This window comes from Bradyrhizobium sp. USDA 4449 (assembly GCF_054056275.1).
Window position 1 is genome coordinate 4,058,236 of sequence record NZ_JBSRYD010000001.1, and the last position, 24,665, is coordinate 4,082,900.

The following is a 24,665-nucleotide window of genomic DNA, read 5'->3' on the forward strand; positions in this document are numbered from 1 at the left end:
CTTGTCAAGGGACGCAACCGGCGAGATTGCCGTACGGTCTCTGCGCGCGGCGCAGACCAGCTCGCGTCCTGGCAGGTGCCGTAGGGGGGAGCGTCGCTATTCCGCCGCCATGCCGGCGCGGATCTCGGCGCGGAGCTCGTCGATCAGCTTGAGCCCCTTCGTGGTCTCGACGTGCCAGAAGGTCCAGCCGTTGCAGGCCTGCGCGCCTTGCGCCACCGCGCCCATGCGGTGGATCGAGCCGACCTTGTCGCCGAACATGATGGCGCCGTCGGCACGAACCAGTGCGCCGAGCTTCTTCTTGGCGTCGAACAGTTTCGTGCCGGGCATGATCATGCCGCGCTCGATCAGCTCGGAGAACGCCACGCGAGGCGCTTCGCGCGCGGTCATGAACGGGGCGAGGCTTTCTTCCGGTAGCGGCTCGACCGCGGCGATGCGCGCTTCGGCGGCCTTCGCATAGGTCTTGTCGCGCTCGAAGCCGATATAGGAGCGGCCGAGGCGCTTGGCGACGGCGCCGGTGGTGCCGGTGCCGTTGAAGGGATCGATCACGAGGTCGCCGGGCCTGGACGATGACAGCAGTACGCGTGCGAGCAGGCCTTCCGGCTTTTGCGTCGGATGCACTTTCTTGCCGTCGGCGCCCTTGAGGCGCTCCTCACCGGTGCAGAGCGGGATCAGCCAGTCGGAACGTGCCTGCACGTCCTCGTTGGCGGCTTTCAGCGCCTCGTAGTTGAAGGTGTAGCCCTTGGCCTTCTCGTCGCGCGCGGCCCAGATCATGGTTTCGTGCGCGTTGGTGAAACGGCGGCCGCGGAAATTCGGCATCGGGTTCGACTTGCGCCAGACGATGTCGTTCAGGAGCCAGAAGCCGAGGTCCTGCATGATCGCGCCGACGCGGAAGATGTTGTGATAGGAGCCGATCACCCAGATCGTCGCCGACGGCTTCATCGCGCGGCGCGCGGCCAGCAGCCAGGCGCGCGTGAAATCGTCATAGGCGGAGAAGGAATCGAACTTGTCCCAGTCGTCGTTGACGGCGTCGACGTGGGACTCGTCGGGCCGCTTGAGGTCGCCCTTGAGCTGGAGATTGTAGGGCGGATCGGCGAACACGAGATCGACCGAGCCGGCCTGGAGCTTCGACATCTCGGCGACGCAATCACCGATGACGATGCTGTGCGACGGAGACTCAAAATTTGTGCGGGGCGCCTTTGCAGACGCCCCGCGACGCGACACTACCATGATTCAAGAACTCTGACTCAGGCGACGCTGTCGGCGACGCGGGACCAAACAACCGACTGACCGTTACAATGAAGCCGCAAAGTAAAAATCGGCTTAACTCGCTGCTTTCGCGAGCAGGCCCCGCATCGCGTGTTGCACGCGAGAAGCTGAACGCATTTGCCGTATTTCATAGTGTGTTTCGTATTTCTTCGCGTTGCGGGCGTGGTTGAATCTGCCGATCGCTCCAAAATTCTCTCGGAAAAAAATGCTTGGCCCTCGGAAAAAATTGCTGGCGTCGCAGGCCGCCGCACTAGGCAATAATTGCCGAGCGGGATATTGATTAACACAATGGAAATTTTAGCTATGTGACGCGTTGAGGTTTTTGCGTTTCCGCGTGCCCACGCCGTATCATTGCCGATCTTAAGGGAAGCCCGCCATGCGCTACGATGATTTCCGCCGCAGCGACGACATCGAGGATCGTCGCGACGATGGTGGCGGAGGAATTGGCGGCGGTGGCGGCGGGTTTGGCCTGCCGATGGGCGGCGGCGGTCTCGGCATCGGCACCATCATCGTGCTCGGCCTGGTCGGCTATGCCTTCGGCATCGATCCGCGCATCCTGATTGGCGGCGCCGAGATCCTCACCGGCGGCGGCCAGGCGCCGAGCTACCAGAGCGACCGTCCGTCGAGCCAGGCCAAGCGCGGCGCGCCGACCGACGAGATGGGCAGCATGATCTCGGGCATCCTCGGCGAGATCGACGATCGCTGGAGCGAGATCTTCCAGGCCAGCGGGCAGTCCTACACCGGTCCGAAGGTCGTGCTGTTCCGCAACGTCACCAATGGCGGCCGCTGCGGCCGGGCCGAGTCGGCGATGGGGCCGTTCTACTGCCCGCCTGATCGTACCATCTTCCTCGACACCTCGTTCTTCCGCGAGGTCGAGACGCGCTTCCACGGCTGCTCCGGCAAGTCGGCGTGCAATTTCACCACCGCCTACATCATCGCGCATGAGGCCGGCCATCACATCCAGAACCTGCTCGGCATCATTCCGAAAGTGACGCGGCTGCAGCAGCAGGCCGGCAGCAAGGCCGAGTCGAATGCGCTGCAGGTGAAGGTCGAGCTCCAGGCCGATTGTCTGTCCGGCGTCTGGGTCAATCGCGAGGCGAAGAAGCGCCCGAACTTCCTCGAGGCCGGCGACATCGATGCCGCCCTGACCACAGCGAGCGCGATCGGCGACGATACGCTGCAACGCCAGGCCACGGGACGCGTGGTGCCTGACTCCTTCACCCACGGCTCGGCCGCGCAGCGCAAGCAGTGGTTCATGACCGGCTATCAGCAGGGCACGCTGCAGGCCTGTAACACGTTCGGCGGCGGCGGGCCGTAGCCGGTCTCGTGCCCCGGACGCAGTGGCGTCATCCCGGGACGAACGCAAGTGCGTTCGTCCCGGGATGACGGCGCTGGCTGGGAAAGAAGGTATGTTGCAATGGCCTCGATCGACGAATCCAAGCAGTTCATCCCGCTCAACATCGCGGTGCTCACCGTCTCCGACACGCGTGCGCTTGCGGATGACAAATCCGGCCAGACGCTCGCCGATCGGCTCACCACGGCCGGCCATCATCTTGCTGCGCGCGAGATCGTCACCGACGATGTCGAGGCGATCCGCGCCGTCATCCGCCGCTGGATCGCGGATGCCGGCGTCGACGTCGTCATCACCACCGGCGGCACCGGCTTCACCGGGCGCGACGTCACGCCCGAGGCAGTCGAGCCGCTGTTCGAGAAGCGCATGGACGGTTTCTCCATCGCCTTCCACATGCTGAGCCACGCCAAGATCGGCACCTCGACGATCCAGAGCCGCGCCACCGCCGGCGTGACGGCTGCGACCTACATCTTCTGCCTGCCTGGCTCGCCGGGCGCTTGCCGTGACGGTTGGGACGGCATCCTCGCGGCACAACTCGACTACCGCACGCGCCCCTGCAATTTCGTCGAGATCATGCCGCGGCTGGACGAGCATCTGCGAAGGCCGAAAGCGCAGGGTGCGACGGTGTAGGCGCGCTGGCGGCGAGCATCATTCGCAACCAAGCGCTGGGCATCGTAGGGTGGGGTAGCCCTGCGGCTCGCGAAGCGCAGACCGCCGGGGCGTAACCCGCCACTTCCGTCACCGCCGAAACCAAAGAGGCGGGTTACGCATCGCGACCGCGCTTCGCGCCGTCGTGACGCTAACCCACCCTACCAGAGTGCGCCGGGCATCGCGCAGCTACAGATCCATTTCCCACGTCTCGCCCATCAGATCGTGCCCAAAACTGTGATGCGGCTTGGACGCGACCAGCTCGAAGCCGGCGCTCTTGTAGATGCTGCGTGCCGCCACCAGAATGCTCTGCGTCCAAAGCGTCATCCTTTTGTAGCCGCGCTCGCGCGCGCCTTGGATGCATTGCTCGACCAGCGCGCGGCCGACGCCGAGGCCGCGTGCATTCTTCTCCACCTGCAACAGCCGGAGCTTGGCGATCTCCTCGGTCGCCTTCACCAGGAAGATCGAGCCGACCGGCTCGCCGCCGACTTCCGCGATCCAGCAGTGCTCGCGCGCGGCGTCGTATTTCTTGATGAACTCTGCGCAGATCTCGGCGACCAGTGCCTCGTAGCTGATGTCCCAACCGTAGTCAGCAGCATAGGCGGCGCCCTGCTTGGAGATGACCCAGCCCATGTCACCGACGCGATGGCTGCGCAGCACGACGGAAGCGGGTTGGCTTCGACGTTGCTCCAAAACCGTCTCGATGGTCGCCATGGCCTGCGTGAGCCGCGTTGCATCGCCGGCCGGAAGCCGGGCCAGCATCGCGGCGACCTCGTTTTGCGAGCTCAGGTTCAGCTCGGCGAAGGCCTGGCGGCCCTTGGCGGTGAGGCTGAGCTGGTATTGCCTGCGATCCACAGGGAGGGGCCGTCGCGTGATGAGCCCCTTTTCCTCGAAGTTTTGGACGATGCGGCTGAGATAGCCGGGATCGAGACCGAGCTCGTTGCCGATCTCCTTCGCCGAAACGTCGTCGCGATGCGCCAGCTCGTAGATGACGCGAGCCTCGCTGAGAGAAAACGGGCTCCTTCCAAGATGCTGGTCGAGCACACCGAGCTTGCGGGTATAGAAGCGGTTGAAGGCGCGAATTGCCGCGATCTGGTCGTCGATACCGTCAATTGCCATGAGACACCTCGATACTTGCCATTGTCAAACAACTATTTGACTTTGGCAAGTATTGATGCGCTCATCCCACCATGACGATCCGGCTGCGCAGCAGCGTCCGGGAGGAACGGCCGAGCCGTCTGAGCAGCTTGGCCTCGGAACGATGGGCCTGCGGCGGATAGCCCCCGATCCGGTCGTAATGATCACGCGCAATCAAAAGCCCCTGGTCGCCGAGCGGGCCGATCAGCTTGCGCGCCACGGCGCGCAGAAAGTCGCCGAAGTCGGTATCCGCGTAAGGCGAGCGGGCGTAGCGGAACACGGCCGCACGATCCCGGCCGCTGGCCGCGACCGCCTGGATGAACTGGGTGGTCTCCTCGATCCAGCCGGTTTCCAGCACGGCCCCGGCGGGAAGGAACATCAACCAGGGCGAGCGGGCCTGGAGCGCGCCGGCGGCAAGCGCTGCGCCTTGCGAAGATCCCTCGCAGCCGATGAACCGGCAGCCCGCGACGTCGGCGACGCGCTCGATGACGCCATTGCCGGTGCCGTCGACCAGCAGAACTTCCTTGACGATGCCGGTCGCCGCGCCGGGTACCAGCGCGGCGAGAGTTGCGACCGCCGTCTGTTCGACGCCTTCGGTCGGTATGATGACGCTCAGCATGATTGAGGCTTCAATGTCCGCACTTCGGGAGAAGCGTAACTTGTTATGATCTTGTCATAAACACGCGGCGTTGCCGAGCGCAACTTTCCGCGGGCAGTTCGGCGTGCGATGGTGAACGGCCGCTCGTCTATCGCAGCTGAATGTGTCGCGCGTGGGGTGGCGATGTTGCCGAATGTTTCGGCAAATCCAGTGTTCGTGACCTTCAAACTGCGCCTTTCTCGGCCGATATCATCAGGGTGAGGACGCCACTGCGCTGAGCAAGATGTGTCTATGAACGCCGATCAACTTCCCGTTGGCACCACGCCAACATCGCCGAAGCCGGACGTCGCGCCGACCTTGCGGATCCGCGCCGTGATGCTGGGCGAACGCATCAACGCGTCGAACCTCGAACTCGGCACGCTGGTGTCCTCGACGCCCGCCGCCTTTCGCGTCCATGCCGGCCTTGTGGTGATCTTCCGCTATGGCGTCGTGGTGCTGATCGGCCTGCTTCCCTCCGAGGAGAAGGTTCTGCTCGACGGCCTAAAGTCCCGTATCACCGGCGAGTTCAGCCCTATCGAGGAGGAAACCGCGCAGGCGCAGCTCTGCAAGGACGAAAACGCCGAGGCGATCCAGCCGGGCGGGCCGATCTGCCTCGCCAAGTTTTCCGACGAACGGCTGCTGCTGATCGCCGACGCGCTCGCCAAGAGCACCTCGCTGGCGCGCGACGAGCGGCGTGTCGCTGCCGTCTTCGATGTCATCGAGCCCTTCGCGCGGGAACTCGCCGAGAAGGGGCGGACCTCGCGGCGGCGGAAGGGCATTCTGCAACTGATCGGCAATGCGCTGCTGGTCCAGCAGCGGGTCGCCGGCCGCGTCGCTGTTGCCGAGAAGCCCGATGCGCTCTGGGAGAAGCCGCAACTCGACCGCCTCTACGCGCGGCTCGAAGACGAATACGAGTTGAAGGAGCGTCTCGACACGCTCGAGCGCAAGATCACCGTCATCGCGGAGACGGCCGATGCGCTGACCGATATCATCGACACCCAGCGCTCGCTGCGGCTCGAGATTGCAGTGGTCGTGCTGATCGTGATCGAGGTGGCGATCGGGTGTTTCCAGATTTTTGAAGGGATTCACTGAGCGAGGCGAGTTTGGTGGCGCTGCAAGCCGAGGACGCGGTTCACCTCTTCCGCAGGGAGAGGTCGGATCGCATCGTAAGATGCGATCCGGGTGAGGGGTTACGGAGTCGCTGAATTGCGCGTCCCATCACCCGCATTGCTGCGCTACCCGCTCTCCCCGCCGGGCAGAGCCGAACTCTGCGGCTGCCCATCGTATCATCTCACGAATGTGCTTGCAGCGTCCGTCGACCGCAGCACTGCAACGCAATGCCGCGCGATTGCCAGCTCTTCGTTGGTCGGGATCACGAACACGTCGACCGCGCTGTATTCGTCGCTGATGCGTTCGCGCCCCTGATCATTCGCCGCATCATCGATGCGCAGCCCGAGCCACCCAAGCCGTTCGCCGATCGCGCTGCGGATCTCCTTCGCGTGCTCGCCGATGCCGCCGGTGAAGACGAGACCGTCCAGTCCGCCGAGCGTGTTCGCCATCACCGCGATCTCCTGCGCCGCACGGAAGGTGAAGAGATCGACGGCTTCTCGTGCTCCGGACTCGCTGCTTGCGAGCAGCGTGCGCATGTCCGCGGAGAGACCGGAGACGCCGAGCAGGCCTGACTCGTGGTAGAGCAGGTGCTGCAAATCCTCGGCTGACATCCTTTCGTGCTGCAGCAGATAGAGCAGCACGCCGGGATCGATCGTGCCGCAGCGGGTGCCCATCACCAGGCCGTCGAGCGGCGTCAATCCCATCGTGGTGTCGAGGCTGCAGCCATCGCGAAGTGCGCAGAGACTCGCGCCATTGCCGAGATGGGCAATCACGATGCGCTCGGCGGCAAGCTCCGGCGCGATGTCCGCGAGCCTGCCCGCGACATATTCGAAGGAGAGCCCATGAAAGCCGTAGCGTCGCAGCCCGCGCGCCTCATGGCGCTTCGGAATCGCGAAGCGGCTCGCGGGCGGCGTCAGGCCGTGATGGAAGGCGGTGTCGAAGCAGGCGATCTGCATCAGGGAGGGGCGGATCGCCCTGATGGCGCGGACCGGTGCAAGGCAACGCGGCTGATGTAGCGGCGCAAGCGGCGTGAGCGCGTCCAGCCGGGCATAGACCTGGTCGGTCAGCGTCACAGGACCCGAATAGTCCGGACCACCATGGACGATGCGGTGACCTAAGGCCCGCAAGGAAGCTTCGCCGAAACGGTCCTCGATGAAGGCGAGCACATCAGCGAACAGACGGCCGCCGTCATCATCCGATGCCGTGCGTTGCTTCTCGAACAGCGTCTCGCCCGTTGGGCTCTTCGCCACCAGTCGCGGCCTGGTTTCATGCTCATCGAGCAGGCCCTTGCAAAGCAGTGAGGGCTCGCATCGCACGATCTCGAACAGGCCGAACTTGATGCTCGACGAGCCTGCGTTGAGGACGAGGACCAGATCGGACATGGCGCTCAATCGCCGGCTTCGGCCGGTGTGGTGCCGCCGGAACTGTTCTGCCAGATCCATTCCTGAATCTCCGGCATGTCCTCGCCGTGCATGCGCACGTAGCGCGAATGCTCGATCAGTTTGTCGCGAAATTGCTGCTTCACATGCGCGGCCTTGGTGGCCAGATCAGGCACGCGCTCGATCGCCTCGATCGCGAGGTGGTAACGGTCGAGTCCGTTGAGCACGACCATGTCGAACGGCGTCGTCGTGGTGCCTTCCTCGGCGAAGCCGCGCACATGCATGCCGGCATGGTTGGTGCGGCTGTAGGTGAGACGGTGGATGAGGTAGGGATAGCCGTGATAGGCGAAGATGACCGGCTTGTCCTTCGTGAACAGGCTGTCGAAGTCGCGATCGCTCAGGCCATGCGGATGCTGCTCGTTCGGTTGCAGCGTCATGAGGTCGACGACGTTGACGACGCGGATCCTGAGATCCGGCAGCGCCTTGCGCAGCAGCTCGACCGCCGCGAGCGTCTCCAGCGTGGGGACATCGCCGGCGCAGGCCATCACCACGTCGGGCTCGCCCTTGGCGTCCTCGGTGCCGGCCCAGGTCCAGATGCCGATGCCGGCATCGCAATGCGTTGCGGCCCCCTGCATCGAGAGCCATTGCGGCGCCGGCTGCTTGCCGGCGACGATGACGTTGATGCGGTCATAGGTGCGCAGGCAATGATCGGCGATCCACAGCAGCGTGTTGGCGTCAGGCGGGAGGTAGATGCGGACGATGTCGGCTTTCTTGTTGGCGACGAGGTCGACAAAGCCAGGGTCCTGGTGGCTGAAGCCGTTATGGTCCTGGCGCCAGACATGGGAGGTCAGGAGATAATTCAGCGAGGCGATCGGCCGCCGCCAGGGCAGGTGACGCGTCACCTTCAGCCATTTGGCGTGCTGATTGAACATGGAATCCACGATGTGGATGAAGGCCTCGTAGCAGGACAAGAAGCCGTGCCGGCCGGTGAGGAGATAGCCCTCGAGCCAGCCTTGGCAGAGATGCTCGCTCAACACCTCCATGACGCGGCCGTCTTGCGCGAGATGGACGTCGTAAGGCACGGTCGGCTCCATCCAGACGCGTTCGGTCGCGTCGAACACGGCATCGAGCCGGTTTGAGGCGGTCTCGTCCGGGCCCATGATGCGGAAGTTGCGCTCGTCCGCGTTGAGACGAACGACGTCGCGCAAAAATTTGCCGAGTTCGCGCGTCGCTTCCGCCGTGACTCCGCCGGGCTCCGGCACCTCGACTGCAAACTCTCGGAAGTTCGGCAGCTTCAGCTCCTTCTTGAGGAGCCCGCCATTGGCGTGCGGATTGGCGCCCATGCGCCTGTTGCCTTCGGGTGCGAGCGCCTGAAGCTCGGCAACGAGCGCGCCGCTCTCGTCGAACAGCTTTTCCGGCTCGTAGCTGCGCATCCAGTCGTCGAGAATCTTCAGATGCGCTGGATTTTCGCGGCAGTTCGCCACGGGCACCTGATGGGCGCGCCAGAAGCCTTCGACTTTCTTGCCGTCGACCTCCTTCGGGCCGGTCCAGCCCTTCGGGCTCCGCAGCACGATCATCGGCCAGCGCGGCAGCTCGATCGTGTTGCGGCCGTCTCGGGCGTGCTGCTGGATCGAGCGGATGCTGGCGAGCGCAAGGTCGAGCGCATCTGCCATGGCGCGGTGCATCAGCTTGGGATCGTGGCCCTCGACGAGCAGCGGTTCATGGCCGAGCCCACGGAAGAGTTCACGGATCTCGCTGTCGGGCATCCGGCCGAGCACGGTCGGATTGGCGATCTTGTAGCCATTGAGGTGGAGGATCGGCAGGACCGCGCCGTCATGCGCTGGATTGAGGAACTTGTTCGAATGCCAGGACGCGGCGAGCGGGCCGGTCTCGGCCTCGCCGTCGCCGACGACGCAGGCCACGATCAGATCAGGATTGTCGAACGCCGCGCCATACGCGTGCACCAGCGCATAGCCGAGTTCGCCGCCTTCGTGGATCGAGCCTGGCGTTTCCGGTGCCGCGTGGCTCGGAATGCCGCCGGGGAAGGAGAACTGCCTGAAAAGCTTCCGCAATCCGTCCGCATCGCGCCCGATATCAGGATAGATCTCGCTGTAGCTGCCTTCGAGATACGTGTTGGCGACCATTCCCGGGCCGCCATGGCCGGGACCGCAGACATAGATCATGTCGACGTCCAGCGCGCGGATGACGCGGTTGAGATGGGCGTAGATGAAGTTCAGCCCCGGCGTCGTGCCCCAATGGCCGAGCAGGCGCGGCTTGATGTGCTCGGGCCGGAGCGGCTCGCGCAGCAGCGGATTGTCCAGAAGGTAGATTTGCCCGACAGAGAGATAGTTCGCCGCGCGCCAGTAGCGATCAAGGAGATCGAGGTCACTGCTTGCAGCAGCCTGTTGTCGTCGAGATGTCATGATCCTGCCCGCCTTCACCAGGGATCGTCACCAACCGGGTTCCGGCGAGATCGATCCTTCTCCTGCATCAAACCGGACCGAGGTCACGCGGTGTTGCGTGAGGTCAACGGCGTGCGCCCGAACTTTGGGCAGCGCTACTGTGCATGGGGTTGTTTTCGCGTCTTGGATTCTTGTTCTTGATTTGTTCCTTTTTCGTGCTATCTTGATGGCATGAGTCCAGCATCTTCTTCTGCTCTCAAGCACCCGCCGGTCACGGCGCCCTCCGAGCCGGCGGGTGCGCCTTCCGATTTCCCCGAGCTCGGCGTCGCCATCGATCGCGTGCGCAGGCGCGGGCGGGGCGCGCAGTCCAACGCCAGCGGCCGCTACGAGGCCGAGGCCCGCGTCGCCTTCGACGATGGCTGGCAGAGCCTGGAAGAGTTGCCGCCGTTCAAGACCACGGTCGCGGTGGACACCTCGCGCAAGGTGATCACCCGCAACGATTCTCCCGACATCGGCTTCGACCGTTCGATCAATCCCTACCGTGGTTGCGAGCACGGCTGCGTCTATTGCTTCGCGCGGCCGACGCATGCCTATCTCGGCCTGTCGGCGGGGCTCGACTTCGAGTCAAAGCTGTTTGCCAAGCCGGAGGCGCCAGTTCTGCTCGAGAAGGAACTCGCGGCCTCAGGCTACGAGCCGCGGATGATCGCGATCGGCACCAACACCGATCCGTATCAGCCGATCGAGCGCGAGCGCAAAATCATGCGCGGGATTCTCGAAGTGCTGGAGCGCACCGGCCATCCCGTCGGCATCGTCACCAAATCTGCGCTGGTCACACGCGACATCGACATTCTCGCCCGCATGGCCAAGCGCAACCTGGCCAAGGTCGCAATCTCGGTGACCTCGCTCGATCCGAAGTTGGCGCGCACCATGGAGCCAAGGGCCTCGACGCCGCCGAAGCGGCTAGAGGCGCTGAAGCAGCTTTCGGAGGCCGGCATTCCCACCACCGTGATGGTCGCGCCCGTGATCCCCGCGCTGAACGATTCCGAGATCGAGCGCATTCTCGATGCCGCCACGCATGCCGGCGTCAAGGAAGCCTCCTACGTGCTGCTGCGGCTGCCGCTCGAGGTGCGCGATCTCTTCCGCGAATGGCTGATGGCGAATTATCCGGACCGCTATCGCCACGTCTTCACGTTGATCCGCGACATGCGCGGCGGCCGCGACTACGATTCGAAATGGGGCGAGCGCATGAAGGGGACCGGCCCGATGGCCTGGACCATCGGCCGCCGCTTCGAGATCGCCTGCGACCGGCTCGGGCTCAACAAGCGCCGCTCGAAGCTGACCACGGATCATTTTGCGCGGCCGAAGTTGAACGGCGAGCAGCTCAGCCTGTTCTGAGCGGGACGAGCGAGGTGTGTGATGAGCAAGGAACTGCCGGCACCCGTGCCGCGACTGACGGTGATCACGCTTGGTGTGCGTGACATCCGCGCCAGCATCGCCTTCTACGCCGCACTCGGTTTTTCGCGCCGGCTGAAGGTAACAGGCGAGGCCGTGGCGTTCTTCGACACCGGCGGCCCGGTGCTCGGCCTGTTTCCGTGGGCCCAGCTCGCCGATGACGCCAGACTGCCGGACCAGCCGAGGCCGACGACGTTCCGCGGCATCACGCTCGCCTGGAACTGCGCCTCGCGCGAGGAGGTCGATGCCGTGCTGGCGTTTGCGCTTCGGACGGGCGCGGTCTTGCTGAAGGCTGCGCACGAGACCGATTATGGCGGCTATTCCGGGTATTTTGCCGATCCCGATGGCCATCCCTGGGAGGTCGTCGTGGCGCCCGGCATCGAGGTCGGCGACGACAGGCGCGTGCATCTGACCGAGTAGGGCGGTTCATCTGAATAACGGGAATTGTCTGGGGTTCCCGGTTGCGCGGGCGGGCCGGCTTGCGCACGATCCCGGCCATGATTCGGGACAAGTCCAGTAAGACGCCGGCCAAAGATGCGCCGCAGAACGCGGTTGCCCAAAAGGCGGCCAAGGCGCTGCCTGCCAAAGCCAGCTTCCGCCGCGAGCGCGCGCTGATCAAGCGCGGCGTCTGGCCGATCGCGGGCTGCGACGAGGCCGGCCGCGGGCCGCTCGCCGGTCCCGTGGTGGCGGCCGCCGTGATTCTCGATCCCGACCGCATCCCGCGTGGCATCGACGATTCCAAGCGATTGACTGTGGAAGAGCGCGAAAAGCTGTTCGACAAGATCTGCGCCACCGCGCAAGTCTCGGTCGCCGTGGCTTCGCCCGCGCGCATCGACCGCGACAACATCCTGCGTGCCTCGCTCTGGGCGCTGAAGCGCGCGGTGGTTGCTCTACCAGAGGCGCCGAAGCACGTCTTCGTCGATGGCCGCGACCGGCTCGACACGCCCTGCGACTGCGAAGCCGTGATCGGCGGCGACGGCATCGTACTTTCGATTGCGGCCGCTTCCATCGTCGCCAAGGTGACGCGTGACCGGTTAATGTGCGCGCTGGCGCAGGATTGCCCCGGCTATGGCTTCGAGCAGCACAAGGGCTACGGGGTCCCCGAACATCTCGACGCGCTGAACCGCCTCGGACCGACCGTTCACCACCGCAGCTTCTTCGCCCCGGTCGCCGCCGCACGCGCCAAGCACATGCCCTGGACAGTCTTGCCCGAGCGGGAACTGTTCGATGTCACCGCGATCGAGGTGCAGGTCCAGACGACAGTTGAAATCGATGCGACCGCGGGCCTCTAGACCAGACGGTCGTTGCCACGACGCGTGTCGCCCTTTATCAAAACAGGTGTGAGCGAATAGGGCCGGCTGGACGGGTTGGCTGCATCTTGCGGGCGTTGCATGCGGTTTACCTCCCTGGTCATCGAGCTCATTCGCGCCCGGCCGCGGCTGATCGTCTGGATTGCCGTGCTGCTTCAAGCCGCGATGTGGTTGCTGGTGGCGCTGCTGTTCTATCGCAGCCCGCCGGGCAGCCTCGCGACCCTGCTGGCCTTCGGCAGGGAATACCAGGTCGGCACCGATCTGGGGCCGCCGCTGTCAATCTGGCTCGCCGACATCGCCTACCGGGCCGCCGGGGGCCATATGTTCGGCGTCTACGTCCTGGCCGAGATCTGCGAGATCGCCACCTTCATCGCGCTCTACCACCTGGCACGCGCCGTCGTCGGCGGCCAGCAGGCGGTGCTCGTCGTTCTTCTGACCATGACGCTGCTGGTCTTTTCCTCGTCGGCGCTCGACTTCGGACCTTTGGTGCTGGCCCGGCCGTTGTGGGCGCTGTTGCTGCTGCATTCCTGGCAGATCATCGGCCAGCGCCGCGGCAATGCCTGGTTCGCCTGGTCGATCGAGGCCGGCCTGCTGCTCCTGACCACGCCGGCCGCGGTCTTCCTGCTCGGGTTGCTCGTCGTATTCGCACTCGCGACCGCCGGCGGTCGCCGGACCTTGCGCGCGCTCGATCCGCTGTTTGCGGTCATCGTCGTCGCCGTGCTGGCGCTACCCTATGCGGTCTGGCTGATGCGCGCCGAGACCCTTGTGCTGCCAGCCTTGCCGCAAGTGGCCGACATCGGCGCCCGTGCGAACCATGCCGCCTGGCTGCTTGGCGGCCTCGTGCTCGGCGCCATCGCAGTCCCGGTGCTGACCTTCCTCAACACCCCCCTGTTCGCCGGCAAGTGCGAGGACGCGCCGATCATCTACCGGCCGCCGGTCGAGCCGCTGGCCCGCCACTTCGTCTATTTCTTTGCGCTGGCGCCGGCGCTCGGCGGCGTCCTGCTCGCCGGCCTGTTCGGGCTCGATGCCGTCGTCGGCGGCGCCGGTATCGTGTTGATCATGTCGGGTCTCGCGACGGTCGTGGTATCGGGCGATCTCATCGCGATGCGCCGCGCTCGTATGCTGCGCACGGTGTGGGCGGCGGCCGTCGTGGCACCCGCTGTCGGCGTCGTACTGGCCGTGCTGTTGCTGCCCTGGAGCGGCACTGGCGAGATCGCGACCTCGATGCCGGCCCGTGCGATCTCCGACTTCTTCGACGACAGCTTTGCCCGCCGGACCAACCATCGCCTGCGCGCGGTGGCCGGCGACACGCAGCTTGCAAGCCTGATCGCGCTGCATTCCGGCCGGCCGCATCTCTTCATCGATGCTGATCCCGCGCGTACGCCGTGGATGTCACAGGCAAAGTTCAACGAGAGTGGCGGCGTCGTGGTCTGGCGCGCGTCCGACACCGCCGGCACCCCGCCGCCCGACATCCTCGCGCGCTTCCCCGGCATCGTGCCCGAAGTGCCGCGGGCTTTCGAATGGCTTGTCACCGGACGCCAGCAATTGCTGCGCATCGGCTGGGCCATTGTGCGGCCGAAGGCGACGTGAGTACGAGCGCTTGCTAGCCCGCCAGCGCCTTGGCGATTGCCCGCAGATCCTGCCAGGCGAGGCGCTTGTAGGACGGCGAGCGCAGCAGATAGGCCGGATGAAACGTCGGCAGCGCCCGGATGGTGCGTGTGCCCGTGTCGTACTCGAACCAGCGCCCGCGCGTACGCATGATGCCTTCGCGCGTCGACAGCAGCGTCTGCGTCGAGGGATTGCCGAGCGTCACCAGCACGTCGGGATTCACCAGCTCGATATGACGCCGGATGAAGGGCAGGCAGATTTGCGTCTCCTGCGGGGTCGGCGTGCGGTTGCCGGGCGGCCGCCAGGGGATGACATTGGTGATGTAGGCCGTGCTGCGGTTGAGGCCGATGGCGCCGATCATCAAATCGAGCAGTTTGCCGCTGCGCCCGACGAAGGGCAGTCCCTCGATGTCCTCGTCCCGGCCCGGTGCCTCGCCGACGAACATGATGCGCGCTTGCGGATTGCCGTCGGCGAACACCAGCCGCGTCGCCGTGTGTTTGAGCGCGCAGCCCTCGAACCCCTGCATCAGTTCGCGCAGCGCCTCGAGAGTCGGCGCGCCGCGGGCAGCCTCGCGCGCAGCGGAGATCGCGACGTCGGGCGCCGGTGCGGCCTCGCCGCGCATCACCACAGGCGCGGCGACAGCTCGCGGAGGCTCGGCCGGCGCAGCGCGAGGAGCGGGCGGCGGGGCATCTAATTCCGCCAGGCGGTCGATCGGCTGCTCTGCGAGCGCGCAGTCGACACCGGCCTCCAGGTAGAAGGCAAGAAGCTCTCGGACGGTGGGTGCGGGCTCGGGGATCATTGGGAAAGTCAGACTATTAGTTCATCTTAGGACGCCTTGCATCCCAGCGGAACGCATTTCCGTGGTTGTCCTACCCGGAAAAATCGGAAACAAGGGAGCGCAAATGACAAGGAACCGTCTCAAGGGCTGAGATCAGATGAGCACCGAAGAACTTCCCCCGCGCGAATCCATGGAATTCGACGTCGTCATCGTCGGCGCCGGTCCCTCGGGTCTGGCGGCCGCGATCCGGCTGAAGCAGATCAATGCCGATCTCAACGTCGTCGTCGTGGAGAAGGGCTCCGAGGTCGGTGCGCACATTCTTTCCGGCGCGGTGATCGACCCGGCCGGGCTCGACAAGCTGATCCCGGACTGGCGCGACGATGCGGATTGCCCGCTGAAGACGCAGGTCAAGGACGACCGCTTCTATTGGATGACGGGTGGCGGTGCGATCAAGCTGCCGAATTTCATGATGCCGCCGCTCATGAACAACCATCATTGCTATATCGGCTCGCTCGGCAATGTCTGCCGCTGGCTGGCGCGCAAGGCCGAGGCGCTCGGTGTCGAGATCTATCCGGGCTTTGCCGCAGCCGAAGTGCTCTATGACGAAAAGGGCGCGGTGAAGGGCATCGCCACCGGCGACATGGGCATCGGCCGCGACGGCAAGCCAAAGGACTCGTTCACCCGCGGCATGGAGCTGCTCGGCAAGTACACGCTGTTTGCCGAAGGCGCGCGCGGCAGCCTGAGCAAGCAACTGATCGCCAAGTTCGCGCTCGATGCGAAGAGCGAGCCGCCCAAGTTCGGCATTGGCCTCAAGGAGGTCTGGCAGATCGATCCCGGCAAGCATCAGAAGGGCTTGATCCAGCATTCGTTCGGCTGGCCGCTCGACCTGAAGACCGGCGGCGGTTCGTTCCTCTATCACTACGACGACAATTTGGTCGCCGTCGGCTTCGTCGTGCATCTGAACTACGACGATCCGTATCTGTCGCCGTTCGACGAGTTCCAGCGCTTCAAGACGCACCCGTCGATCCGCGGTACCTTCGAAGGCGCCAAGCGCCTCGCTTACGGCGCGCGTGCCATCACCGAAGGCGGTTATCAGTCGGTGCCGAAGCTGACCTTCCCCGGCGGCGCGCTGGTTGGCTGCGCGGCCGGCTTCGTCAACGTGCCGCGCATCAAAGGCGTGCACAATGCGATGGGCACCGGCATGTTGGCTGCCGAGCATGTCGCAGCCGCGCTCGCGGCTGATCGCGCCAACGACGAGATCATCGATTACGAGAACGCCTGGCGTTCCTCGTCGGTCGGCAGGGACCTGTTCCTGGTCCGCAACGTCAAGCCGCTCTGGTCGAAGTTCGGCACCGTGCTCGGCGTTGCGCTCGGCGGTTTCGACATGTGGTTCAACACGCTGTTCGGCACCTCGCTGTTCGGCACCCAGTCGCACGTGAAGCCCGATCGCGCCACGCTCGATCCGGCCAAACAGCATGCGCCGAAGAACTACCCGAAGCCGGATGGCAAGATCTCCTTCGACAAGCTCTCCTCGGTGTTCCTCTCCAACACCAATCACGAGGAGGACCAGCCGGTCCATCTGAAGGTGACGGACATGAACCTGCAGAAGACCTCCGAGCATGATGTGTTCGCCGGTCCGTCGAATCGCTATTGCCCGGCCGGAGTCTACGAATGGGTCGAGGACGGCGGGAGCCCGCGCTACCAGATCAACGCGCAGAACTGCGTCCATTGCAAAACCTGCGACGTGAAGGACCCCAACGGCAACATCACCTGGGTCCCTCCGGAGGGCGGCGGCGGACCGAACTACGAGGCGATGTAAGGACGCGCCCAGCGGCCAAACAGGTCCGGAGGGCGATGTAGCGCACGTTCGCGTGAGAACGGGGGCGTCACGGGGGCCCCCGGCCACGATAAGGCCATAGTGGCGGCGTCTTGGGGCTCTCTCGAGGTCACTTCAACGGTGACTTGAAAGGTGACTTGGCCGATTTGGGGCGTGCGGAGGGGATCGCCCGGTCCGAATCCTTGCGGTGAAGCGCCAAAAGCGGCATTGTCCGGACCCGACGGTTCCGGGTCCCGTGTCGCCGGCCGCGTGCGCGCGAGACGGCCTTTCGCTTCAAACCCAGGCACTACCAACTCAAGGCGAGCCCTGATGTTTTCAAATCGCTTCAACCGCTGGACTGCTGCTGCCATCGCCCTTGCGGGTTCCGCGATGTTGGCGGTCCCAGGCGCGGTGCTGGCGCAGACGCCGGATCATCCGGCCGACACGGCGGCACAGTTTCCGACCCGAAACGATCTGAAGTCGCTCACCACGGCCGGCAGCTATCTCGCCGCTCGCCACGCCAGCGTCGAGCGCGACGCGGCCTCCGCCGCCGCCTTCTACCGCTCGGCACTGCGGTCCGATCCCAAGAACAACGAGCTGCTCGATCGCGCCTTCATCTCGTCGGTCGACGATGGCGACATCGAGGAAGCGGTCAAGCTCGCCGAGCGCATCCTCACCGTCGACAAGACCAATCGCGTCGCGCGCCTCGTGGTCGGCGTGCATGATTTGAAGCTGAAGAAATATCCGAGCGCGCAGAGCAACATCAACCAGTCGATTCGCGGGCCGATCACCGATCTCGTCGCGACCCTGCTGTCCGGCTGGGCCGCCTATGGCGCGGGCGATGCCAAGGGCGCAGTTGCGTCCATCGACAAGCTGACTGGTCCGGAATGGTATCCGCTGTTCAAGGACCTGCACGCGGGCATGATCCTCGAGAATGCCGGCAAGGAGAAAGAGGCAGGCGTCCGCTTCGAGCGCGCCTACAAGCTCGACGATTCCATGCTGCGCGTCAGTGAAGCTTATGCGCGCTGGCTCTCGCGCAACAAGGACGCGGCTTCCGCGACAGCTGTCTATGAGGCTTTCGACAAGAAGCTCGCCCGTCATCCGCTGATCGTTGAAGGTCTGCGCGAGACCAAGGCCGGCAAGAAGCTGCCGCCGCTGGTCGATTCCGCGCAGGCCGGTGCGGCCGAGGCGCTCTACGGCATCGGCGCCACGCTGACCCGCCGCGGCGGCGAAGATCTGGCGCTGGTCTATCTCCAGCTCGCGCTCTACCTCCAGCCGACGCATCCGCTGGCCCTGCTCTCGCTCGCCGACCTCTACGAATCGGTGAAGCGGCCGCAGATGGCGATCAAGATCTATGAGCGCGTGCCGTCGAGCTCGCCCTTGAAGCGCAATGCGCAGATCCAGCTCGCCATCGACCTGGATTCCGCTGACCGAACCGACGAGGCGATCAAGATCCTCAAGGGTGTGATATCAGAGGATTCCAAGGACCTCGAAGCCATCATGGCGCTTGGCAATCTCGAACGCGGCCGCAAGAAGTTCGCCGACTGCGGGGCGACCTATTCGCAAGGCATCGACGTGCTGCCCGCCGGCAACGACAAGGCCAACAGCGTCTGGTATTACTATCGCGGTATTTGCGAGGAGCGCTCCAAGGAATGGAGTAAGGCGGAAGCCGACATGAAGAAGGCGCTCGAGCTGCAACCCGACCAGCCGCATGTCCTGAATTATCTCGGCTATTCCTGGATCGACCAGGGGGTGAATCTCGATGAAGGCATGAAGATGATCAAGCGTGCCGTCGAGCAGCGTCCAGACGACGGCTACATCGTCGACTCTCTCGGCTGGGCCTATTACCGCATCGGCAACTACGAAGAGGCGGTGAAGAACCTCGAGCGCGCCATCGACCTGAAGCCCGAGGATCCCACCATCAACGACCATCTCGGCGATGCCTATTGGCGCGTCGGCCGCACGCTCGAGGCCAAATTCCAGTGGGCACATGCCCGCGATCTCAAGCCGGAGCCGGAGGAGCTGCCGAAGATCGAGGCCAAGATCGCCAATGGCATGACCGAGGAGACCTCGAACTCTTCGGCCGCGCAGGCGGACAAGAAGAAAGACGACGGCAAGGGCGGTTGATCGAAGTCACTGGACGGGTAACTGGGGGCGTATCGCCGATGCCGGCGTTGGTTGAAGAAGGGCGCGCGAAGGTCAATCTGAGCCTTCGCGTAGTCGGCCGTCGCGCCGACGGCTATCATGATCTCGAAAGCGTGGTTGCGTTTGCCGATTGTGCCGACCGGCTCACGCTGGATCCGGGCGGTGAGCTCCGGCTTGCGACCACGGGACCGCTCGCGGCAGCCTGCGGCGAGACAGCTGACAATCTCGTGCTCAAGGCCGCCAAGCTGCTGGCCGATGCTGTGCCGAATTTGAAGCTCGGCGCTTTCGCGCTCGACAAGGTGTTGCCGGTTGCAGCCGGCATCGGTGGCGGTTCGGCCGACGCTGCAGCGGCGCTGCGCCTGCTGGCGCGCCTCAACGATCTGCCGCTCGATGATCCCAGGCTCCAGAAGGTCGCGCTTGCGACCGGCGCCGACGTGCCGGTGTGTCTGCTGTCGCGGGCCTGCGACATGACCGGCGTCGGCGAGCAATTGCTGCCGCTGGCGCTGCCGAGCATGCCGTGCGTGATGGTCAATCCGCGCGTGCCGGTCGCGACCAAGGACGTGTTCAAGGAGTTGGGCCTGCGCAACGGCGAATTGCTGGTCGGCGCGACCGATGTGCTTGAAGCTCCGGCGTGGCCGGAGGCGGGCGGATCGATCACCGATTGGGTCGATGTTCTCGAAACCGTCGCCAATGATCTCGAAGCCCCTGCGCTGCGGATCGAACCTGTGATCGGGACGGTGCTGGAAAGTTTGCGCGACTCCGCTGGCGTCAAGCTCGCGCGCATGTCCGGCTCCGGCGCGACGTGCTTTGCGATTTATGGCGTGCTCGGTGATGCACAGGCCGCCGCCGAGAGGATTCGGCGCGACCACCTCGGCTGGTGGGTGCATGCGGGGACGCTGAGCTAGGCGCCGCTTTCCTCCGAAAGCCCGAGAAACCGCCTGATCTCGCCCAGCACCTCATCCGGCTTGTCATGCTGCAGCCAGTGTCCGGCACCGGCGATGGTTGCGATGCGGGCGTGCTGGAAATACTGCTCCAGGCCCTTTGCTCCGGCGAGAAAGCTTTCGCCGGCATTGAGCAGCAGCGTCGGGCAGGCGATGCGCGACCACAGCGCGACATGGTCGTCCGGCCAGAGCCGGTGCGGTGCGGAGACGCGCTGGTAGGGGTCGAACTTCCAGCTATAGGTGCCGTCGTCATTCTGCCGCGCGCCGTGCGTTGCGAGGTGAAGCGCGAGCTCGCGGCCGAGGCGCTTGTTGTGCAAGACCATCTGCGCCGCCGCGTCCGCGAGGGTCGCATAGCGGCGCGGTGTGCGGTCGTGCACCCTGTCGAGCTGGCCGACCCATCTGCCGATGCGTTCATGCGCCGGCGGCTTGGGTGAATCCGGCAGCATCGTCACACCGTCGAGCACGACGAGCTTGGAGACCAGTTCGGGGAATGCCCCAGAGAAGATCAGGCTCACCATGCCGCCCATCGAGTGGCCGATGAGCGTCACCTGGGGGGCCGCGATGCTGCGGACGAGCTGGGCGAGATCGTAAACATACTCAGTCAGCGCGTAGCTGCCGCCTTTGGTCCAGTCGGAATCGCCGTGGCCGCGCAGGTCAGGTGCGATCACATGAAAATTCGGCTGCAGCGAGCGGGCAATGGCGTCCCAACTCCGGCAATGATCCCGGCCGCCATGGATCAGGATCAGCGGCGGTGCCTCCACGTTGGCCCAATCGGCATAATGCAGGCGGAGGCCGTGGGATTCGTAGAAGCGGCTTTGCGGGGTGTCAGCCATTCGCCGGTCTCCGCGCCACCGCAAGACACAGGCCAAGGCCTGCAATGAAGACGCCGGAGCCTTGGGTGAGACGACGCATCAGAAGCGGCCGTCCGATCAATCGCGTGCGGGTCGCCGATGCCATGAGCACCAGGATGACATCGGCGAGCGTGTTCAGCGTCACCGAGATGGCGCCGAGCATGATGAATTGCAGCGTGGGACTCGCTCCCGCGGGATCCAGGAATTGCGGAATGAAGGCCAGAAAGAACGCCGCGGTTTTCGGGTTCAGCGCCTCGACGAGCATGCCGTCGCGGAAGGCCCTGGTGTCGCCGACGGGCTCGCTCTCGAGCGGCAGCATTCGGCCGGCGCCGCGAAAGGTCTTGATGCCGAGCCAGACCAGATAGAGCGCGCCGACGAATTTGAGGGCGGTAAACAGCTCGGCGCTGGCCAGGATGATCGCGGAGATGCCGAGGCTGCCGGCGACGACATGAACCAGCCCGCCGAGCGCGGTCCCCGCTGTCGAGGCAAAGCCGCTCGTGCGGCCTTCCGACAAGGTTCGTGCCGTGACGTAGAAGATGCCGGGCCCGGGAGTGGCGGCAATGACGAGGGCGGCGCCCAGGAATAGCCAAAAGTTCGTATCGCTCATCCTGCTGTCGTAGCAATGGCCAGCGTGATTGCAAGCCTGCCCGCTAGCCTATGCGGCGGAAGATCGCGCTGGCGTTCACCCCGCCGAAGCCGAACCCGTTCGAGATCGCATGCTGCATCGGCGTCGGTCGCGCGCTGCCGGCCACGATGTCGATGCCGTCGGCGCCAGGATCCGGGTCCTCGAAATTGAGCGTCGGCGGCGCGATCTGGTCGCGCAAGGCCAGCACGGTGAAGATCGCTTCGAGCCCACCGGCCGCGCCGAGCAGATGGCCGGTAGCCGATTTGGTCGCGCTGACGGCGATGCTGCGGTTGCGGCCGAACAGCGCACCGATGGCGCCGAGTTCGCTCTCATCGCCGGCCGGCGTCGAGGTCGCATGCGCGTTGAGGTGCTGCAAATCGGAAGGTGCGAGCTGCGCCTGGCGCAGTGCGATCTCCATGGCGCGGCGGGCGCCGTGGCCATCAGGTGGGCCCGACGTCATGTGATAGGCGTCCGCGGTGGTGCCATATCCGACGATCTCCGCGATCGGCGTGGCGCCGCGGGCAACCGCATGTTCCAGCTCCTCGATCACCAGAATGCCGGCGCCTTCGCCCATGACAAAGCCGTCGCGATCGCGATCGAACGGGCGCGAGGCGCGCGCGGGAGTGTCGTTGAACGCGCTCGACAGCGCACGTGCCGCCGCGAAGCCGCCGAGACTAACGATATCGATGCAGGCTTCTGCGCCGCCGCAGATCGCGACATCGGCCTCACCCGCGCGGATGATGCGCGCGGCATCGCCGATTGCCTGCACGCCGGCGGCACACGCCGTAACAGGCGTCCCCAGCGCGCCCCTGTAGCCGTATCTGATCGAGACATGGCCGGCCGCGAGGTTGGCGAGGAACGAGGGAATCGTGAACGGCGACAGCCGGCGCGGGCCGCGCTGCCCGGTGATGCGCACGGCCTCCGCCATGGCCGGAAACCCGCCGACGCCGGAGCCGATGATCGTCGCGGTCCGTTCCAGCGATGTCGTATCCTGCGGCGCCCATTGAGCTTGCGCGACGGCTTCTGCGGTGGCGAGCAATGCGAACAGGATGAAGCGGTCCATCTTGCGCTGATCTTTCGGCGTGGCGGCTTGCGCTGCGTCGAAGCCGCCGTCAGCATCCTCTGCCTTGTCGGGCACGAGTCCGGCAATGCGCGCCGGCAGCGCCTCCGACCATTGGGGCAGGGGACGCAGTCCGCTCTGTCCGGCAAGCAGCCGGCGCCAGGATGTCTCCACACCACAGCCGAGCGGCGACACCGCGCCCATTCCCGTGACGACGATACGACGCATGTCAGTCTCCAGCCGGCGCGACCGCCGGGTTCATGGCTTTGAGCGAGGTGAGCCGACGCCGCATCAGGCGGCTCGCGCCAGGCCCTGCGATCACCACCGCATTGGCGAGCGTGATCGGTTGCCTGTCGGCGGCGTCGACCACGATCGGATCGAGCGGCCGACGATCGTCCCGGTTCGCCAGCAGGATGGATTCGCCCTTCGGCGCGAGGTGCTTGTTGCCCCAGGCGAGCAGCGTGGCGATGACGGGGAAGAAATCCCGCGCCTTGTCCGTCAGCACATATTCGTAGCGTGGCGGCCGCTCGTGATAGCGGCGGCGGACGAACATGCCTGTTTTGGTGAGATGGGCCAGGCGCCGTGACAGGATGTTCGGCGCGATCGAGAGATTGCGCTCGAACTCGTCGAACCGCGTCGAACCCTGAAACGCATCCCGCAGGATCAGGATACTCCACCACTCGCCAACCGTCTCCACGGCACGGCCGACCGGGCATTCCAGGATCGAGGGGGACTTAGGTTGCATCAGGGAAAGGTAGGGGAGTGGCTTGCAAAAAGCAAGTTACTGCAGGGCAGCGGACGGGTGTGGGTTGAAAGGGCCGCGACTATGAGGCTGTTGCTCCGGCGAGAGCCGCTGCTCCGATCAGAGCGGCGGCTGCGGTTTCAGATGCACGCTCGTGAGCGATTGTGCGCGACATACGCCGCCATTGCGAGCGCAGGAAGCAATCCAGAGTCTTTCGGGCCCTTACATCAAGCGCGGGTCGGCCTTCGGCCGGTGCTAACTCGCAATGACGGTGCTGATGCCGTCGCGCCTATCTCAACGGCGTCCTCCCGGCGAACGCCGAGACGACACGGAGTGTCTCGCCGGCAGTCGCGCCTAAGCGCGAAAGCCTAATGCGATCGTGCCAGGCAGAACGCCACCACCTGCTCCAGCGCGCTCTTCATCGGCGAGGACGGGAACAGCGCCAGCGCATCGACCGCCATGGCGCCGTAGTGCTGCGCGCGGCTGAGCGTGTCCTCGAGAGCGCGGTGCTTGTTCATCAGGCCGATGGCGTGGTCGAGATCGCTGTCGCCGATTTCGCCGCGCTCCAGCGCCTTGATCCAGAACGCGCGTTCGGTGTCATTGCCACGTCGGAAGGCGAGCACGACGGGAAGGGTGATCTTGCCCTCGCGGAAATCGTCGCCGGTGTTCTTGCCGAGTTTTGCGCTCTTGCCGCCGTAATCGAGCACGTCGTCGACGAGCTGGAAGGCGATGCCGAGATTCATGCCGACGGAGCGGCAGGCCGTCTGCTCCGCCTTCGGGCGGTTGGCAATCACGGGGCCGACTTCGCAGGCCGCGGCGAACAGCTCGGCGGTCTTGCCGCGGATCACGGCGAGATATTCGTCCTCGGTGGTTGCAGTGTTCTTGGCGGCGGCGAGCTGCATCACCTCGCCCTCGGCGATGGTGGCGGCGGCTGCGGAGAGGATGTCGAGCGCGCGCAGCGAGCCGACCTCGACCATCATGCGGAAGGCTTGTCCGAGCAGGAAGTCGCCGACCAGTACGCTGGCCTCGTTGCCCCAGAGCATGCGTGCCGAGAGCTTGCCGCGGCGCATTTCGCTCTCGTCGACGACGTCGTCGTGGAGCAGCGTGGCAGTGTGCATGAACTCGACCGAGGCAGCGAGCTTGATGTGACCGTCGCCGGTGTAGCCGGCGAGGTTGGCCATGGCGAGTGTCAGCATCGGCCGCAGCCGCTTGCCGCCCGAGGAGATCAGATGGTTGGCGACCTCCGGGATCATGGTCACATCTGACCCGGTCCGCGACAGGATCGTGGCGTTGACGCGCTCCATGTCACCGGCGACAAGGGTAACCAGCTCTTCGATCGACGCGCCGGGGGTTTCGAAAGGTACGATGACGGCCACGCCGGTCTCCAATATTTGCCCCGGAGGGGCT

General features: G+C 65.2%; 21 protein-coding genes. 10 read left to right on the forward strand and 11 right to left on the reverse strand.

Annotated elements, in window-relative coordinates; all coding sequences use genetic code 11:
• Window positions 1–96: 96 nt before the first annotated feature.
• Window positions 97–1,227, reverse strand: a complete 1,131-nt coding sequence (locus ACVIIW_RS18850) for a DNA methyltransferase (protein WP_456702087.1) — start codon at window positions 1,225–1,227, stop codon at window positions 97–99.
• Between the two features lie 415 nt (window positions 1,228–1,642).
• Between ACVIIW_RS18850 and ypfJ the strand changes: the two genes are divergently transcribed.
• Together ypfJ and moaB are read left to right on the forward strand one after the other, a co-directional pair.
• A complete protein-coding gene (gene ypfJ, locus ACVIIW_RS18855; protein WP_456702088.1) occupies window positions 1,643–2,584 on the forward strand; it encodes a KPN_02809 family neutral zinc metallopeptidase in 942 nt (313 codons plus the stop codon).
• A 99-nt stretch (window positions 2,585–2,683) separates the two neighbouring features.
• Window positions 2,684–3,247 carry a molybdenum cofactor biosynthesis protein B gene (gene moaB, locus ACVIIW_RS18860; RefSeq protein WP_456702089.1) on the forward strand — a complete coding sequence of 188 codons (564 nt, stop codon included), beginning with the start codon at window positions 2,684–2,686 and terminating at the stop codon, window positions 3,245–3,247.
• Window positions 3,248–3,454: 207 nt separating this feature from the next.
• Here moaB and ACVIIW_RS18865 read toward each other — a convergent pair whose 3' ends face one another.
• Together ACVIIW_RS18865 and ACVIIW_RS18870 are read right to left on the reverse strand one after the other, a co-directional pair.
• A complete protein-coding gene (locus ACVIIW_RS18865; RefSeq protein WP_456702090.1) occupies window positions 3,455–4,384 on the reverse strand; it encodes a bifunctional helix-turn-helix transcriptional regulator/GNAT family N-acetyltransferase in 930 nt (309 codons plus the stop codon).
• A gap of 61 nt (window positions 4,385–4,445) precedes the next feature.
• Window positions 4,446–5,021, reverse strand: a complete 576-nt coding sequence (locus ACVIIW_RS18870; RefSeq protein WP_456702091.1) for a glycosyl transferase — start codon at window positions 5,019–5,021, stop codon at window positions 4,446–4,448.
• Between the two features lie 270 nt (window positions 5,022–5,291).
• On the opposite strand from ACVIIW_RS18870, the gene ACVIIW_RS18875 reads away from it, so the two are divergent.
• On the forward strand, window positions 5,292–6,131 hold the full coding sequence (locus ACVIIW_RS18875; protein ID WP_456702092.1) for an RMD1 family protein: 840 nt from the start codon (window positions 5,292–5,294) through the stop codon (window positions 6,129–6,131).
• 194 nt (window positions 6,132–6,325) lie between these two features.
• Here the strand turns inward: ACVIIW_RS18875 and ACVIIW_RS18880 are convergent, their stop codons facing one another.
• Together ACVIIW_RS18880 and ACVIIW_RS18885 are read right to left on the reverse strand one after the other, a co-directional pair.
• Window positions 6,326–7,531, reverse strand: coding sequence for an acetate/propionate family kinase (locus ACVIIW_RS18880; protein WP_456702093.1), 1,206 nt, complete (start codon window positions 7,529–7,531; stop codon window positions 6,326–6,328).
• Window positions 7,532–7,536: 5 nt separating this feature from the next.
• On the reverse strand, window positions 7,537–9,951 hold the full coding sequence (locus ACVIIW_RS18885; RefSeq protein WP_456702094.1) for a phosphoketolase family protein: 2,415 nt from the start codon (window positions 9,949–9,951) through the stop codon (window positions 7,537–7,539).
• Window positions 9,952–10,161: 210 nt separating this feature from the next.
• Here ACVIIW_RS18885 and ACVIIW_RS18890 point away from each other — a divergent pair, with 210 nt between their 5' ends.
• The 4 genes from ACVIIW_RS18890 to ACVIIW_RS18905 all read left to right on the forward strand — a co-directional run bounded on the left by ACVIIW_RS18890 (window position 10,162) and on the right by ACVIIW_RS18905 (window position 14,282).
• Window positions 10,162–11,325 carry a PA0069 family radical SAM protein gene (locus tag ACVIIW_RS18890; protein ID WP_456702095.1) on the forward strand — a complete coding sequence of 388 codons (1,164 nt, stop codon included), beginning with the start codon at window positions 10,162–10,164 and terminating at the stop codon, window positions 11,323–11,325.
• A gap of 21 nt (window positions 11,326–11,346) precedes the next feature.
• Window positions 11,347–11,802 (forward strand): VOC family protein, encoded by a 456-nt coding sequence (locus ACVIIW_RS18895; RefSeq protein WP_456702096.1) that lies wholly within the window; start codon window positions 11,347–11,349, stop codon window positions 11,800–11,802.
• Between the two features lie 77 nt (window positions 11,803–11,879).
• Window positions 11,880–12,674: a ribonuclease HII gene (locus ACVIIW_RS18900; RefSeq protein ID WP_456702097.1), complete on the forward strand. Its 795-nt coding sequence runs from the start codon at window positions 11,880–11,882 to the stop codon at window positions 12,672–12,674.
• Between the two features lie 99 nt (window positions 12,675–12,773).
• The gene (locus ACVIIW_RS18905; protein ID WP_456702098.1) at window positions 12,774–14,282 is read left to right on the forward strand and encodes a glycosyltransferase family 39 protein; all 1,509 of its coding nucleotides are present in this window, start codon (window positions 12,774–12,776) and stop codon (window positions 14,280–14,282) included.
• Between the two features lie 13 nt (window positions 14,283–14,295).
• On the opposite strand, the gene ACVIIW_RS18910 is transcribed toward ACVIIW_RS18905, so the two are convergent.
• Window positions 14,296–15,099, reverse strand: a complete 804-nt coding sequence (locus tag ACVIIW_RS18910; RefSeq protein ID WP_456702099.1) for a uracil-DNA glycosylase — start codon at window positions 15,097–15,099, stop codon at window positions 14,296–14,298.
• Window positions 15,100–15,235: 136 nt separating this feature from the next.
• Here ACVIIW_RS18910 and ACVIIW_RS18915 point away from each other — a divergent pair, with 136 nt between their 5' ends.
• The 3 genes from ACVIIW_RS18915 (at window position 15,236) to ACVIIW_RS18925 (ending at window position 19,944) form a co-directional block, all read left to right on the forward strand.
• On the forward strand, window positions 15,236–16,897 hold the full coding sequence (locus ACVIIW_RS18915; RefSeq protein WP_456702100.1) for an electron transfer flavoprotein-ubiquinone oxidoreductase: 1,662 nt from the start codon (window positions 15,236–15,238) through the stop codon (window positions 16,895–16,897).
• 327 nt (window positions 16,898–17,224) lie between these two features.
• Window positions 17,225–19,021: a tetratricopeptide repeat protein gene (locus ACVIIW_RS18920; RefSeq protein WP_456702101.1), complete on the forward strand. Its 1,797-nt coding sequence runs from the start codon at window positions 17,225–17,227 to the stop codon at window positions 19,019–19,021.
• Between the two features lie 38 nt (window positions 19,022–19,059).
• Window positions 19,060–19,944: a 4-(cytidine 5'-diphospho)-2-C-methyl-D-erythritol kinase gene (locus tag ACVIIW_RS18925; protein WP_456702102.1), complete on the forward strand. Its 885-nt coding sequence runs from the start codon at window positions 19,060–19,062 to the stop codon at window positions 19,942–19,944.
• On the opposite strand, the gene ACVIIW_RS18930 is transcribed toward ACVIIW_RS18925, so the two are convergent.
• The 5 genes from ACVIIW_RS18930 to ACVIIW_RS18950 all read right to left on the reverse strand — a co-directional run bounded on the left by ACVIIW_RS18930 (window position 19,941) and on the right by ACVIIW_RS18950 (window position 24,634).
• A complete protein-coding gene (locus tag ACVIIW_RS18930) occupies window positions 19,941–20,813 on the reverse strand; it encodes an alpha/beta fold hydrolase (RefSeq protein ID WP_456702103.1) in 873 nt (290 codons plus the stop codon). The genes ACVIIW_RS18925 and ACVIIW_RS18930 overlap by 4 nt on opposite strands.
• Complete coding sequence (locus ACVIIW_RS18935) at window positions 20,806–21,438, reverse strand: LysE family translocator (RefSeq protein ID WP_456702104.1); 633 nt, start codon at window positions 21,436–21,438, stop codon at window positions 20,806–20,808. Before ACVIIW_RS18935 ends, ACVIIW_RS18930 begins: the two co-directional genes overlap by 8 nt.
• A 43-nt stretch (window positions 21,439–21,481) precedes the next feature.
• The gene (gene fabF / locus ACVIIW_RS18940) at window positions 21,482–22,744 is read right to left on the reverse strand and encodes a beta-ketoacyl-ACP synthase II (RefSeq protein ID WP_456702105.1); all 1,263 of its coding nucleotides are present in this window, start codon (window positions 22,742–22,744) and stop codon (window positions 21,482–21,484) included.
• A gap of 1 nt (window position 22,745) precedes the next feature.
• Window positions 22,746–23,261, reverse strand: coding sequence for a winged helix-turn-helix transcriptional regulator (locus ACVIIW_RS18945; protein WP_456702106.1), 516 nt, complete (start codon window positions 23,259–23,261; stop codon window positions 22,746–22,748).
• Between the two features lie 365 nt (window positions 23,262–23,626).
• A complete protein-coding gene (locus ACVIIW_RS18950) occupies window positions 23,627–24,634 on the reverse strand; it encodes a polyprenyl synthetase family protein (protein WP_456702107.1) in 1,008 nt (335 codons plus the stop codon).
• Between the last annotated feature and the right edge of the window lie 31 nt (window positions 24,635–24,665).

Excerpts from the sequence above, each read along its gene's own strand:
- ACVIIW_RS18935 (WP_456702104.1), bottom strand. The coding sequence starts at position 21,438 with ATGAGCGATACGAACTTTTGGCTATTCCTGGGCGCCGCCCTCGTCATT.
- ACVIIW_RS18945 (WP_456702106.1), bottom strand. The coding sequence starts at position 23,261 with ATGCAACCTAAGTCCCCCTCGATCCTGGAATGCCCGGTCGGCCGTGCC.
- ACVIIW_RS18910 (WP_456702099.1), bottom strand. The coding sequence starts at position 15,099 with ATGATCCCCGAGCCCGCACCCACCGTCCGAGAGCTTCTTGCCTTCTAC.
- ACVIIW_RS18890 (WP_456702095.1), top strand. The coding sequence starts at position 10,162 with ATGAGTCCAGCATCTTCTTCTGCTCTCAAGCACCCGCCGGTCACGGCG.
- fabF (WP_456702105.1), bottom strand. The coding sequence starts at position 22,744 with ATGCGTCGTATCGTCGTCACGGGAATGGGCGCGGTGTCGCCGCTCGGC.
- ACVIIW_RS18925 (WP_456702102.1), top strand. The coding sequence starts at position 19,060 with ATGCCGGCGTTGGTTGAAGAAGGGCGCGCGAAGGTCAATCTGAGCCTT.
- moaB (WP_456702089.1), top strand. The coding sequence starts at position 2,684 with ATGGCCTCGATCGACGAATCCAAGCAGTTCATCCCGCTCAACATCGCG.
- ACVIIW_RS18920 (WP_456702101.1), top strand. The coding sequence starts at position 17,225 with ATGTTTTCAAATCGCTTCAACCGCTGGACTGCTGCTGCCATCGCCCTT.
- ACVIIW_RS18850 (WP_456702087.1), bottom strand. The coding sequence starts at position 1,227 with ATGGTAGTGTCGCGTCGCGGGGCGTCTGCAAAGGCGCCCCGCACAAAT.
- ACVIIW_RS18905 (WP_456702098.1), top strand. The coding sequence starts at position 12,774 with ATGCGGTTTACCTCCCTGGTCATCGAGCTCATTCGCGCCCGGCCGCGG.
- ypfJ (WP_456702088.1), top strand. The coding sequence starts at position 1,643 with ATGCGCTACGATGATTTCCGCCGCAGCGACGACATCGAGGATCGTCGC.
- ACVIIW_RS18915 (WP_456702100.1), top strand. The coding sequence starts at position 15,236 with ATGAGCACCGAAGAACTTCCCCCGCGCGAATCCATGGAATTCGACGTC.
- ACVIIW_RS18885 (WP_456702094.1), bottom strand. The coding sequence starts at position 9,951 with ATGACATCTCGACGACAACAGGCTGCTGCAAGCAGTGACCTCGATCTC.
- ACVIIW_RS18880 (WP_456702093.1), bottom strand. The coding sequence starts at position 7,531 with ATGTCCGATCTGGTCCTCGTCCTCAACGCAGGCTCGTCGAGCATCAAG.
- ACVIIW_RS18875 (WP_456702092.1), top strand. The coding sequence starts at position 5,292 with ATGAACGCCGATCAACTTCCCGTTGGCACCACGCCAACATCGCCGAAG.
- ACVIIW_RS18865 (WP_456702090.1), bottom strand. The coding sequence starts at position 4,384 with ATGGCAATTGACGGTATCGACGACCAGATCGCGGCAATTCGCGCCTTC.
- ACVIIW_RS18930 (WP_456702103.1), bottom strand. The coding sequence starts at position 20,813 with ATGGCTGACACCCCGCAAAGCCGCTTCTACGAATCCCACGGCCTCCGC.
- ACVIIW_RS18895 (WP_456702096.1), top strand. The coding sequence starts at position 11,347 with ATGAGCAAGGAACTGCCGGCACCCGTGCCGCGACTGACGGTGATCACG.
- ACVIIW_RS18900 (WP_456702097.1), top strand. The coding sequence starts at position 11,880 with ATGATTCGGGACAAGTCCAGTAAGACGCCGGCCAAAGATGCGCCGCAG.
- ACVIIW_RS18870 (WP_456702091.1), bottom strand. The coding sequence starts at position 5,021 with ATGCTGAGCGTCATCATACCGACCGAAGGCGTCGAACAGACGGCGGTC.